This is a genomic window from Bradymonas sediminis (assembly GCF_003258315.1).
In the GTDB taxonomy this organism is placed as follows: Bacteria; Myxococcota_A; Bradymonadia; order Bradymonadales; family Bradymonadaceae; genus Bradymonas; species Bradymonas sediminis.
This window is the reverse complement of the sequence record NZ_CP030032.1, coordinates 3,837,367-3,849,884: the sequence shown is the minus strand read 5'-3', so window position 1 is coordinate 3,849,884 and position 12,518 is coordinate 3,837,367. Positions and strand designations below refer to the sequence as shown.

Here is a 12,518-nt window from a genome sequence, read left to right as displayed (position 1 = left end):
GATTGTCGGGAAACTTCGGATAGGGAACGTCATGGCACGTGCGGCTGAGAAGCGGATTGTCGAGCTTGGGAATGAGATATTTCGGCGCATGAAGGGTGAGGCGCCGTCGGTCTTTCGCAAGGATTGGTGGAGCGGCAAGGTCATGGATTGGTCGATGAAGGACGAGGCCTTTAAGGTCGAGATGTTCCGCTTCGTCGACGTCTTCCCCTCGCTCAATGACCACGTGCAGGTCGCGGAGCATCTGCAGGAGTATTTTTGCCGCCCCGGCCAGGACTTCCCCTCCTCTTTTCAGTGGGGGCTCGCCCGGGTCAAACCCGATAGCTGGGTGGCCAAGAAGGCGGCCGACCAGATCGAGAAGCAAATTTTGGGGATGGCGTCGAAATTTATCGCCGGCGAGGACGCGCCCGAGGCGATGGGGACGCTGCGCCAGATGTGGGATGCGGGGCTTTGTTTTACCCTTGATTTGCTCGGCGAGGCGACGCTTAGCGAGGCCGAAGCCGCGGATTATCTGCGCCGCTACGATGCGATCTTTGACGCGCTGATCGCGGCCACCGCCGACTGGCCGGCGCGCCCCGAGCTCGACCGCGCGCCCTGGGGCGTGGTGCCGCGGGCGAATGTGTCGGTGAAGATCTCGAGCCTGTATAGCCAATTGGACGCCATTGATTTTGAGGGGAGCATTGAGGGCGTCAAAACGCGTCTTCGACCGCTATTTCGCAAGGCCAAAGCGCATGGGCTATTCCTCAATATCGACATGGAATCCTATAAGGATAAAGACCTGACCATCGCGACCTTTAAGAGCCTTCTGGAAGAGGATGAGTTCGCCGATTTCGCCCACGCGGGGCTGGTGATTCAGGCGTATTTGAAGGAGGCCGAGGCCGATATTCTGGAGCTATGCAAGTGGGCGAAGCGGCGAAAAACGCCGGTGACCGTTCGGCTGGTGAAGGGCGCCTATTGGGATTATGAGACGATTCATAGCGCTCAGGAGGGCTGGGAGAGCCCGGTGTTTGGGCAAAAATGGCAGACCGACCAATCCTATGAGCGCTGCACCGAGATTCTGCTCGACCACCACAAATATATCCACGCGGCCTTTGCGTCTCATAATGTGCGAAGCATCGCCCACGCGATGGCCTACGCCGAGGCGAAGCGCCTGGATAAGCGCGACCTTGAGTTCCAGATGCTCTTCGGGATGGCCGAGCCGATGAAGGCGGCGGTGACCTCGATGGGCTACCGGCTGCGCGATTATGTGCCGGTCGGCGAGATTATCCCGGGCATGGGGTATCTGGTGCGGCGTCTGTTGGAGAATACGTCGAATGAGTCCTGGCTGCGCATGTCGTTTGCCGACGGCAAGAGCCTGGAAGAATTGCTGGCCAAGCCCGAAAAAACTGCTGCTTCGGCGTCTTCTGAGCGCCCGGCCGCGCGCGCCCCGCTCAATAAAGAGGGCTTTCGAAATGAGCCGATGCGCGATTTTAGCCAGGCGCCGGTTCGCGCGCATTTTCGCGAGGCCATCGCCACGGTGCGCTCGCGCCTGGGCATGCGATATCCGCTGGTGATTGGCGGCGAGGAGATTGAGACCCAAGAGACGATCGTGAGCGTGAACCCGAGCCGGCCCGACGAGGTGGTGGGCGTGGTGGCGCGGGCGACGGCGGAAGATGCCGAGGCGGCGCTGCGGGCGGCGGAGGCGGCCGGGCCGGGGTGGGCAAAATTGCCGGCGTCGGAGCGCGCAAAATATCTCTTTGCTTTGGCCGAGCAGATGCGCAAATGGCGCGACCACCTGGCCGGCTGGATGGTCTTTGAGGTCGGTAAAAATTGGCGCGAGGCCGACGGCGATGTGTGCGAGGCCATCGACTTTTGCGAGTATTATGCCCGCGAGATGCTGCGCCTGGACACCCCGCAGCGCCTGGGGAGTCTGCCCGGTGAGCTCAACCTGATGTTCTACCAGCCGCGCGGGGTCGCGGCGGTGATCGCGCCGTGGAATTTCCCGCTGGCCATCCTCTGCGGCATGACGGTCGCCGCGGCGGTCACGGGCAATACGGTGATTATGAAGCCCGCTGAGCAATCCTCGGTGATCGCGGCCAAGCTCATGGCGCTCACGCGCGAGGCGGCGTTCCCGCCCGGGGTTATCAATTATCTGCCGGGTCTTGGCGAAGAGGTCGGCGAGCACCTGGTGCAGAGTCCGAAGACGCATCTGATCGCGTTTACCGGCAGCATGGACGTGGGCTTGGAGATTCTGCGCAAAGCCGCCCACACCGACCCGCGCGCCCAGCAGCATGTTAAAAAAGTGGTGTGCGAGATGGGCGGCAAAAACGCCATCATCGTCGACGCCGACGCCGACCTCGACGAGGCCGTGCAGGGCGTGTTGCAGGCGGCGTTCGGGTTCCAGGGGCAAAAATGCTCGGCGTGTAGCCGCGCTATCGTCCACGCCGCTTGTTATGAGGAGTTCAAAACGCGCCTGGTCGAGGCGACGCGCTCGCTTATTTTGGGCGCCGCCGACGACCCGGCCCACGCCATCGGCCCGGTGGTCGACGCCGCCGCGCGCGATAAAATCCGCGGCTATATCGACTACGCCAAAGCCGAGGAGACCCTGCTCATCGAGCGCGAAACCCCGGCCGACGGCTATTTCGTGGGGCCCACGATTTTCGAGGTCCGCGACCCCGCCAGCCGCTTGATGCAAGAAGAGATCTTCGGCCCGGTGCTGGCGCTCATCAAGGTTGATGATTTTGGCCAGGCGCTCGACGTCGCCAACGGCACCCGCTTCGCGCTCACCGGCGGCGTTTATAGCCGAAGCCCGCTCAATATCGACCGGGCGCGCCGCGAGTTTCGGGTCGGCAATCTGTATATCAACCAGAAGTGTACAGGGGCGCTGGTGTATCGCCAGCCGTTTGGTGGGTTCAAGATGTCGGGGGTGGGTGCGAAGGCCGGCGGGCCGGATTATCTGGTGCAATTTATGGAGCCGCGCTCGATGACCGAGAATACGATGCGGCGGGGTTTTGCGCCGGAGTGATGGGAGTGCGGGCGGACGGGCCGTCCGCGGTCCATAAAAGAGGTGATGGAGCGCGGGCGGCTCGCTCGCATAGTATGGAAGGCGCGCGGGCGGCTCGCCCGCATATTATAATTTGATTACTTGTACCACGTGCCGTCGTTTTGATGCCTCGCGTTGTAGTTTTTCCAAAATTATACCGCTAATGGAGAGAAAACGATGGCCGCCGAAACATTCAAGGGCTGGTATAGCCGAGGATATCTGCCGCATTTCGACACGGACCAATATCCTCAAATGATCACGTACCGACTGGCGGACTCGCTGCCAAAGAAGGTGGTCGAAGGGCTGCTGCGCAATCTCGACGAGAACGACGAAGTTAGACGAGCGCGTTTGGAGGAGTTTCTCGACAATGGATACGGCTCATGCCTATTAAAAAAGCATGATTTTGCCCAAATCATTATCGATAATTGGAAGTTTTATGATGGAAGGCACTATCGACTTCAGGATTGGGTCGTGATGCCGAATCACGTTCATGTCGTCTATGACCGCCCGACCCGGTCGATGCCGAAGATCGTTCAAGCATGGAAGTCCTATAGCTCCCATGAGATCAAAGCGAAGCTTGGGACCTCCAACGATGGCCATGCGCTGTGGCAGACGGACTATTTTGACCGCTATGCCCGAGATGAGCGTCATCTCTTCAATATGCAATGCTATATTTTTTTGAATCCGGTTCGCGCGGGCCTCGTGGATGACCCGTTTGATTGGCCCTACTCGAGTATTCACAAGCATGAGTTGCTTCGCCCGTCGATTATGCGCTGGTGGCAGGATTGTCGGGAGCGTTTCTGGCGAAGCTTCTAAGACCAAGGCGGACGAGCCGTCCGCGGTCCATCGGTGAGGCGGCGTGGCCCAAGAGCCCTCGTACCCAATTTCTTTGCACCCCGGCCGCACGCATGCTAATAATTGCCGATATTGCGCATTTGTGAATGTTTTTTTGCGTGTTTTGAAATCGACGCCGTACTTTGTCCATCGTGTTCCGGAGTGACCCAAGATGAAAGTTTGCCCCAAATGTGGAAGTCGCTTCGGTGACGATGCGGCGGTGTGTCCGCACGATGGCACGCCGTTGCAGGTAGCGCGCGCGCGTGCGCCTTTGGCTCAGGCGGCGGCTGCAAATCAGCAGGCGGCGCGAGGCGCGGGCGCCAGTCAGCGGCCGGCGCCAGGGCAGCGCGGGTCGGCGCCGCGTGGGCCGAGTCGCTCGGCGCAGCGTCAGCCGGCGCATACGCCGGCGCCGGCTCCCGCGGTCAATGCCGACCTGATGGGGCGCACGTTTTTTGGCGAATATACCATCGTCAAAAAGCTCGGTGAGGGTGGGATGGGCGCGGTGTATCTGGCGCGCCAGAATATCATCGACCAGACCGTTGCGCTCAAGGTATTGCACCCCAACGCGGCGGAGTCCGATGAGATCGTCCAGCGCTTTTATCGCGAGGCGAAGGTCATCAGTATGGTGAGCCACCCGAATATTGTGCGGGTTTTCATCTTCGGGCGAAGCGAAGATAACCTGCTGTATTTGGTCATGGAATTCGTAAAAGGCCGCGAGCTGCGCGACCGGCTGGACGAAGAGGGCGCGCTCGACGAGTTGGCGGCCATCAAGATCATGAAGCAGGCGTGTAGCGCGTTGGCCGAGGCGCATGACCTCGGCATCATTCACCGCGACCTCAAGCCCGATAATATTCTGCTGACCGAGTTCCGCGGCGAGGAGAATTTCGTCAAGATTTTGGACTTCGGCATCGCCAAGCTAAAGGACCCGGGCGGGGCGCCCCAGCAGCAATTGACCCAGGCGGGCATTGTGTACGGGACGCCGCAATATGTGTCGCCGGAGCAGGCGCAGGCCAAAGAGTTGGACCACCGCACCGACATCTATAGCCTTGGTTGCATCCTCTTTGAGCTTTTGACCGGGAAGACGCCGTTTCGGGATAAAAATCCCGTCGGCATTTTGACCAAGCATGTGTTCGAGCCGCCGCCTCGCCCGAGCGAGGTCTCGGCCACCCCGGTGGCACCGAGCATGGAGGCGCTGATCCTCAAGGCGTTGGCCAAGGACCCGAACGACCGCTTCGAGGACGCGATGGATATGTTCCAGGCGTTGGTCGGGCGCGAGCGCGAGATCATGGCCGAGCGGAATTTGTCGTCCAAAGACACCTATTTCCCGGGCAGCGAGCTGACCGGGATGCACCAGGTTGGGAAACTCCACGAGTATTTGGAGGCGGCCAAGGCGGCCCAGGCCGTGAGCCCGCAGCCGACCGTCACGCACGCGAACCCGCCGGTGCACGCGCCGGCGGCACCCGCGCCGGCCAAGGATAATCAGAAGGTGATGCTCATCGCCATCGCGGTGCTCGGCGTGATTCTTGTGATCATGATTGGGGTGATCCTCTTTTCTATCTTGGGCAGTTAATTCGATGTTATTTGATCTTGAGAATGTTCAGAAATCCTACGGCAATTACCAGGCGCTGAAGGGCATCACGCTTAAAATTCAAGAGGGGAGCGTGGGGCTTCTGGGCCCCAACGGGGCCGGCAAGTCGACGCTGATTAAGTCGCTGCTCGGGCTTTTGGAGCTCAGCGGTGGCAGCGCGTCGGTGTTGGGGTTTCGGCTGCCCGAGGACACCCATAAGATCCGTCAGTCCATCGGTTATATGCCGGAGAATGACTGTTATTTGCCGTCGATGACGGCGGTGAGTTATGTGGCGCTGATGGGCGGGTTGACCGGGATGCCGCGCTCACAGGCGCTCAGCCGGGCGCACGAAACGCTGCATTATGTGGGGCTTGGCGAGGCGCGCTACCGCAAACTCGGCGGCTTCTCGACCGGCATGAAGCAGCGCGTCAAGCTCGCCCAGGCGCTGGTGCACGGGCCGAGATTGGTGTTCTTGGACGAGCCGACCAACGGGCTGGACCCGCAGGGGCGAGACGAGATGCTCGACCTGATCGGGGACGTGAAAAGCCGGGGCATCAGCGTGGTGCTCTCCAGCCACATTCTCTACGACGTCGAGAAGGTCTGTGAGTCGATGATCATGCTCGACCAGGGGGAGCTGATCCACTTCGGCACCATCGCCGCGCTCAAGGCAGACAGGCAGAAGTCGATCGTCGAGATCGAGACCAAAGAGCAGAATGAGCAATTCGCCGAGATCCTCAAGGCGCGCGGGTTTAGCGTGCAGCAGCAGGGGTTGCGGCTGCAGGTGCGCCTGGTCGCCCCGCAGACCGTGCAGGGTCTGCTGGATGCGGCCATCGAGGAGGATATCCAGGTGCGCCGCTTTATGCCGGCCGAGCTGACCCTCGAGAAAGCCTTCCTAAGCCTGCTCGATGAGCATGCGCATAAGGCGCCCGCGGCTTAATTTTCGATGCGAATTTCTGAGCATTAAAGACGATATATAATGGCAATCCACGAACAAAAATATATTAGCTACGACGGCCCGCTAAAATTAGGGAGCGCGTGGTTGACCTTTGCGCGCATGACCTTTGGCATGGCGATGCGCCTGAAGCGCACCTGGGCGATGCTGGTGCTGCTCTGGTTCCCGGTTCTGATCACGCTGCTGCTGGTTTTTGCCGAGTACGGGGCTCACGAGAAATTGCCCGAGGTCAAGGATATGCTCGGTGCCTCGGGCATGGGGACCGCCGGGGTGAGCATGGTGCTGCAGATGCAGTTCTTCTCGGCCGCGCTGCTCATGATGGTGGTGGGCTGCGGGGCGATCGCCGAAGACCTGCGCTACCAGACCTTTCAGCTGTATTTCTCGCGCCCGGTTGAGCGCTGGGAGTATCTGCTGGGGAAATTCCTGGGGCTCTTCGGGCTCTGCTCGCTGGTGACGGTGCTGCCGGCGCTGCTGCTGGGCGGGCTTCGGGCGTCGTATTTCGCGCGCAGCGAGTTGGCCACCGAGGCGTTTACGCAGTCGGCGGTGGGGCTGGGGATGTCGGTGGGGATCACCGTGTTGGTGTGCAGCATCGTGCTGGGTTTGAGCAGCCTGACCCGGCGCACCGGCTACGCGGTGCTGGCGTTTGTGGGCGTGATATTGGTGCCACAGATTCTGTCGATCATCGTCGCGCTCAGCGCGGACAGCGGCGAGCTGGCCCAATTGTGGAGCCTGCCGGGCAACCTGTGGTTGGCGACGCAGCTTCTTCTGGCCGAGACGGCGCCCGAGGTGCCGCTGGTCGCGCCGTTCGCCATCCTGGCGGCCACCGCCGGCCTGGGGCTCTACGCGATGTTCTGGCGAGTGAATAAATTAGAGGGGATCGCATGAGTGCAGCGCAGGCAGTTGATTCGGCGAAGACGCCCAAACCTTCGAAACCCTCCGCGCACCCGGTCGCCCGGGTGGGCGGTGAGCCGGTGGTTATCTCGACGCGCAATGTGTCGCTCTGGTACGGCCAGGTGATCGGGGTCAATGATATCTCTCTTGATATCGGCCCCGGCGTGACCGGATTGCTCGGCCCCAACGGGGCGGGCAAGTCGACCTTGCTCAAGATTTTGAGCGGCCAATTGCGCGCCTCCACCGGCCAGGCGACGATTTTTGGCGAGCCGATCTGGAATAACTCGAAGATCTTTCAGCGGGTGGGTCTGGTGCCCGAGCAGGACGCGTTTTATGAGGAGATGACCGGGCGTGATTTCGTCATCTATCTGACGCGTCTGCAGGGGTTTTCGATGGGCGAGGCGCGCCGGTTGGCCGACGAAACCCTCGACCTGGTGGGGATGTCGAAGAATAAAAACCGGCGCATCGACGAGTATTCTAAGGGCATGCGCCAGCGGGTGAAGTTGGCCCAGGCGATCGCGCATTCGCCGGATATTCTCTTTTTAGACGAGCCACTTACCGGCACCGACCCGGTGGGGCGCCACAAGATGATTGAGCTGGTGCAGCTCCTCGGGGAGCAGGGAAAGACGGTGGTCGTCTCCAGCCATGTGCTCCACGAAGTTGAGCAGATGACCCAGGATATCCTGCTGATCAACAAGGGCCGGGTGCTGGCCGACGGCAATATCTACGCCATCCGCGAGATGATCGATAAGCACCCACACACGATCCGGGTGGACTGTGATAAGCCGCGCCAATTCGCGGCGATTCTTGCGACCTATGAGGACGTGGTGAGCATCGAGTTCGCCCCGGACGCGGCGCGCTTTAATATCGCCACGCGCGACCCGGACGCGTGTTATATGCGCATCCCGAAATTAGCGCGCGAGCACGGCATCGAGCTGCGCGGGTTTATGTCGCCCGATAATAATTTGATGGCTCTTTTTGAGTATTTGGTGAAGTGATCCCATGATGGCAACCACGCGTACAATAAGCGCTGCCTCGCAGCTCACGACCGTCTATAGCACCGACCTGATGCGGCTGGTGCGGGCGAAGAAGACTCTGATCCTGCTGATCGTGCAGTTTCTGCCGGTGCTCTTTGCGATTGTCTATATCTTCTATGATGAGGTCGACGGGCTGTCGCTGTTCACCGAGACGGTCCAGGGGGTTGTGTTCCCCTTCTTGGCGCCGCTGGCGGCGGTCTTCTTCGGCGGGCCGGCGCTGGTCGACGAGATGGAGGGGCGCACGCTGACGTATCTATTGTTGCGCCCGATCGCCAAGCCCGCCCTGTATTTGGGCAAGTGGTTGGCGAGCACGACCGTCGCGGTCGGGCTGGTCCTGCTGCCGATGGTGGTGCTGCTGGGGTTGGTGATGATCGCCGCCGGGGGCATGGGCGGGATGTCACCGGGCGGCATCGCCCAGGTGCTGGGGGCCACGGTCCTGGGGACGGCCTGTTATACCGCGATCTTTGCCTGCCTGGGGGCGTTGGCGGCCAAGAGCCAATTCCCGGGGATCATCTATTTTGTCATCGCCGAGATGCTCTTCCCGCTGTTTCCGATCCTCGAGCTATTGAGCGTGCGATTTCATATGCGCACCGCCGCCGGGTTTAACGCGGCCCAGCGGCTGGGCCTGCTTGACCGCATGATCTTCGACGAGCCGTTGGATATCGCGTGGTGGGTCGGGTTCGTGGTGCTCGGCGCGTTTTGCGCGCTGGCGGTTGGGCTGGGCGCGGCGATCTTCTCGCAGAAGCAATACCATATCAAATAATCGGTTTAGACCACGGGTAAAGCTTGCGCGTTGTCCGCGTTGCATTGGTGCGGGCAAATCGGTAGCTTGTGGGCGAAATCGGTGGGAATTTTCATTAAAAAAGAAGCAAATCCAGATTTATTAGGAGCCCGGTTATGAGATTTAAGATTCAAGTATTGATTGCGAGCCTCGTGCTCGGCGTGGCCGGGGTTTCGGCTTGCGGCGACGACGATAGTTTTGGCGAGGGAAAGTTGGCGTCGGTGAAGCTTGAGACGGCCTCGCCGTTGGCGTTGCAAATGCCGGCCACGGACCGCCGTATGCAGGCCCAAACGACGATCGCGTTCTCCAATGACGGCAAGGCGGACCTGAAGGTCTCGGAGATCGACTTTAGCTCCAAGCCCGAGCGCCTGCTCGTCGCCGGCGAGTATTTGGACACGACGTGTTCCTTTGACGCGGACGCGGCGCCGACCTTTGACTCCAGCGGCGCGTGCCCCGAGAGCACGGTGTGCTGGTCGTTCAATGGCCTGTGCCGAAAGGTCGGCATGCCGGAGGTTCCCTTCGAGATCGCGCCCGGAGCGTCGAGTTCGATTGAGACGATCATTGTCCCGGGCACCGGCGGCATGAATTGCCCGGCGGCGCCAGTGGGCGACGCGGATGCGCCTGCGAATTATTGCGGCGAGTTGAAGATTAAGACCAACGCGCAGAATACGAACGCGCCGACCATCGTCGACGGCGATATTCGCGTCTTCTTCACGCATGTGGAAGGCAGCGGAACGATCGAGGTTTCCCCGCAGAGCGTGAGCTTCGCCGGGGTGAACGTCGGCAGCAGTGACAGCCGTGATATCAAGATCACGAATACTCATAGCGACCAACCGCTGACCATCAGCTCGATTCGCCCGCGCGAATTCGTGGAGCGTTTCACGGTTTCGGCCGCGCCCTCGCTGCCCATCCAGCTCGCCCCGGGCGCCTCGGAGACCTGGACGCTGGGCTTCACGCCGTCGTCGGATTGGGATGGCACCAGCTTTGGCACCAACCTTGAGATCAAATCGTCGGCGCATAACGACCCGGTCAAGCAGATTCCGGTGCAGGTCACCTCAGAGGCGAGCCGCCCGGCGATCAAGCTCACCCCGGAGCTGCTGCGCTTCGATGGCCAGGCCACCCAGACCTTCACCATCAGCAACGAAGGCGCGGCGAGCCTGACGCTGCGTGGGTTCGCGGTTCTCCCGTCGACCACCCAGGCGATGTATACGATTAAAGAGAACGGCAACGAGATTGTCGGTCAGTACACCAAGGTGCTCGGCGCCGGTGAGACGCAGGACTATGAGATCACTTTCGCGCCCGGCAGCGACCCCGGCGGCATCGGGACGCTCGAGGTGCTCTATAATTATTTCGTCAACGAGCAATCCCAAAACGATATGGCTCAGATCGAGCTGCTGGGCGACGTCGGTGACGCGCCGATCGGCCAGATATCGCCGGACGTCTTCACCTTCCGCGCGGCGGCCGGTGAGAACGTGACCCGCAGCTTCGTCATGCGTAACGTCGGCACCCAGCCGCTGGTGGCGTCGGGCGTCGCGATTACGGACGTCATTCCGAATTCGGCGGCGACCTTTAGCACCAGCATGACCAACGGCACGACGATCGCGCCGGGGGATATGCAGACCTTCACCGTGACCTATCAGGGGGATGACGAGAGCGACGACCGCGCGGCGCTTTATTTCGGCACCAACACCGCCGGTGAAGAGATGTTCATTTCGCTCATCGCGCTGTCGGGCGCTGCCTCGACGGCCGAGGCCGTGGTGACGCCGTCCTTTGGCGACGACGCGGTGCCGGTGAATACCGAAGCGCGCTTCAACGCGCTGTTGAGCACCGGGTTCGCGGACACCACGATCAACCGCGCGCAGTGGACCTTGCTTGAGCGCCCGGCGGGCAGCCAGACCTTCATTGATAAGATCGGCCCGGACGCCACGATCTTCCCGGACACCGCGGGGCAATATAAGATCGCGTTGACGCTGACCGAGGGCAACGCTTCCTCGCAGACCGTGTACCAGTTTAGCGCCCAATAATTGGGGGTTTCAGCGGCAGGCGGCGCTTAGGCGCCGTCTGCCGGCGAGTCTCGGCGCGCGTGCAGCGCAAGAAGTATAATGTCATCGCCTTGACAGCACGGGGGGTTTCCTTATATTGACGCGCCGATTTGATTTGTTAATAAGCCGCATTCCAGATCGCATATACATTTAATAGACGACTAAGCTTATAAGGCTGGGTCACACCGGAGAGAAAATGGCAGACGAAGTCTACCGTAACGTCGGCGAGTTGTTCGAGAGTGAGCGATTCAGCCAGGTGAACGAATATCCCGAATGGAAATCTGAGTCGATCGAAGCCGTTCGTCGCTCGCTCGAGGAGCTTCTTGAGAAGCGCGAGCAGCAGATCGAAGAGGGCTTGAACGAGATGGAAACCCGGTATTTCTGGGTAAGCTACGTGCTTCGCGCGCTTGGCTACGTCTATAGCGTCGCAGAAATGGTGCCTGACGCCATCGAAGCCGACGAGCAACGCCCCGACTTCACGCTCTTTGAGACGGCGCAAGCCTTCAATACCGCTGTGCAATACCGCGGCGAGCGTGAGTTCTTCGCCAACGGTCTGGCGATCGTGCGCTGCTTGGCGTGGGACGCGTCCCTCGACGAGATGGAAGAAGAAGCCGGCCCGATGAACCCGGCCATCGACATCGACCGCTATATCCGCGCAACCGGATTGGAGTGGGGCATGTTGACCAACGGTCGCACCTGGCGTCTGTTCCACCGCGACACCTCGGGCCTGATGGCGACCTTCTATGAGGTCGACCTGATCGCCGCGCTTGAGTCGGGCGATGCCGACGCGTTCAAATATTTTTGGATCGCGTTCAGCGCCGCTGCTATCTCGGCCAAATCGGGCGTCGACCCGATCGTGCGTCGCCTGTTGCACTGAAATTAAATTAAGTCATGTCGGCGGCGCCTCCTCGGAGGCGTCGCTGGCCTGTTAAAAAAAGATGCCTATTAAAAGGCAACCTAGGAGCTTGAATGTCCAGAGATGAATTAGGACCCATTGAGGTTGAAGTTCGGGATAACAATATCAACCGCGCGCTCAACCGTCTCAAACGAGAGATCGGCCGCGAAGGCGTCAGCCGCGAGCTGAAGCGTCGTCGTTTCCACGAGAAGCCCAGCGTCGCCAAGCGTCGCAAGCAGCGTGAAGCTGAGCGTCGTCGTCGCAAAGAAGAGCGCCGTGAGCGTCGTCGTGACAACCGTCGCGGCTAAGCCTCGCCAAGCGAGCAGTTAAAAGAGCGGCCACTTCCTTCGGGAAGTGGCCGCTCTTTTTTGTATCTTGAGATTGAGGATGCCCGCAGGGCGAGCAAGGAGGGGCTTCCTTCGGGTTTAGAGCGCGGGCGACGCCGTGGGTAGTCCGACTCGCGCGGGGCGTTTCTCGTCGGGAATAGGGGGCATTAGGCA

Annotated in this window: 10 protein-coding genes; all 10 read left to right on the top strand. The window is 60.7% G+C overall.

The window, feature by feature from the left end; translation table 11 throughout:
• Positions 1 to 31: 31 nt before the first annotated feature.
• The 10 genes from pruA (at position 32) to rpsU (ending at position 12,326) form a co-directional block, all read left to right on the top strand.
• A complete protein-coding gene (gene pruA / locus DN745_RS14520) occupies positions 32 to 3,001 on the top strand; it encodes an L-glutamate gamma-semialdehyde dehydrogenase (protein WP_111335954.1) in 2,970 nt (989 codons plus the stop codon).
• 195 nt (positions 3,002 to 3,196) lie between these two features.
• A complete protein-coding gene (locus DN745_RS14515) occupies positions 3,197 to 3,835 on the top strand; it encodes an REP-associated tyrosine transposase (RefSeq protein ID WP_111335953.1) in 639 nt (212 codons plus the stop codon).
• A gap of 190 nt (positions 3,836 to 4,025) precedes the next feature.
• A complete protein-coding gene (locus tag DN745_RS14510; RefSeq protein WP_133622018.1) occupies positions 4,026 to 5,423 on the top strand; it encodes a serine/threonine protein kinase in 1,398 nt (465 codons plus the stop codon).
• 4 nt (positions 5,424 to 5,427) lie between these two features.
• On the top strand, positions 5,428 to 6,357 hold the full coding sequence (locus DN745_RS14505) for an ABC transporter ATP-binding protein (protein WP_111335950.1): 930 nt from the start codon (positions 5,428 to 5,430) through the stop codon (positions 6,355 to 6,357).
• A gap of 39 nt (positions 6,358 to 6,396) precedes the next feature.
• Positions 6,397 to 7,257 (top strand): ABC transporter permease, encoded by an 861-nt coding sequence (locus tag DN745_RS14500; RefSeq protein ID WP_111335948.1) that lies wholly within the window; start codon positions 6,397 to 6,399, stop codon positions 7,255 to 7,257.
• Entirely contained in the window at positions 7,254 to 8,261 is a 1,008-nt protein-coding gene (locus tag DN745_RS14495) for an ABC transporter ATP-binding protein (protein ID WP_111335947.1), read from the top strand. Before DN745_RS14500 ends, DN745_RS14495 begins: the two co-directional genes overlap by 4 nt.
• Before the next feature lie 4 nt (positions 8,262 to 8,265).
• Positions 8,266 to 9,063: an ABC transporter permease subunit gene (locus DN745_RS14490; RefSeq protein ID WP_111335945.1), complete on the top strand. Its 798-nt coding sequence runs from the start codon at positions 8,266 to 8,268 to the stop codon at positions 9,061 to 9,063.
• Positions 9,064 to 9,197: 134 nt separating this feature from the next.
• On the top strand, positions 9,198 to 11,105 hold the full coding sequence (locus DN745_RS14485) for a choice-of-anchor D domain-containing protein (RefSeq protein WP_111335943.1): 1,908 nt from the start codon (positions 9,198 to 9,200) through the stop codon (positions 11,103 to 11,105).
• Between the two features lie 214 nt (positions 11,106 to 11,319).
• Entirely contained in the window at positions 11,320 to 12,000 is a 681-nt protein-coding gene (locus DN745_RS14480; protein WP_111335942.1) for a hypothetical protein, read from the top strand.
• 92 nt (positions 12,001 to 12,092) lie between these two features.
• Positions 12,093 to 12,326: a 30S ribosomal protein S21 gene (gene rpsU, locus DN745_RS14475; protein WP_239497545.1), complete on the top strand. Its 234-nt coding sequence runs from the start codon at positions 12,093 to 12,095 to the stop codon at positions 12,324 to 12,326.
• Positions 12,327 to 12,518 lie beyond the last annotated feature (192 nt).

Coding starts and splice junctions, on each gene's coding strand:
- pruA (WP_111335954.1), top strand. CDS start 32: ATGGCACGTGCGGCTGAGAAGCGGATTGTCGAGCTTGGGAATGAGATA.
- DN745_RS14515 (WP_111335953.1), top strand. CDS start 3,197: ATGGCCGCCGAAACATTCAAGGGCTGGTATAGCCGAGGATATCTGCCG.
- DN745_RS14510 (WP_133622018.1), top strand. CDS start 4,026: ATGAAAGTTTGCCCCAAATGTGGAAGTCGCTTCGGTGACGATGCGGCG.
- DN745_RS14505 (WP_111335950.1), top strand. CDS start 5,428: ATGTTATTTGATCTTGAGAATGTTCAGAAATCCTACGGCAATTACCAG.
- DN745_RS14500 (WP_111335948.1), top strand. CDS start 6,397: ATGGCAATCCACGAACAAAAATATATTAGCTACGACGGCCCGCTAAAA.
- DN745_RS14495 (WP_111335947.1), top strand. CDS start 7,254: ATGAGTGCAGCGCAGGCAGTTGATTCGGCGAAGACGCCCAAACCTTCG.
- DN745_RS14490 (WP_111335945.1), top strand. CDS start 8,266: ATGATGGCAACCACGCGTACAATAAGCGCTGCCTCGCAGCTCACGACC.
- DN745_RS14485 (WP_111335943.1), top strand. CDS start 9,198: ATGAGATTTAAGATTCAAGTATTGATTGCGAGCCTCGTGCTCGGCGTG.
- DN745_RS14480 (WP_111335942.1), top strand. CDS start 11,320: ATGGCAGACGAAGTCTACCGTAACGTCGGCGAGTTGTTCGAGAGTGAG.
- rpsU (WP_239497545.1), top strand. CDS start 12,093: ATGTCCAGAGATGAATTAGGACCCATTGAGGTTGAAGTTCGGGATAAC.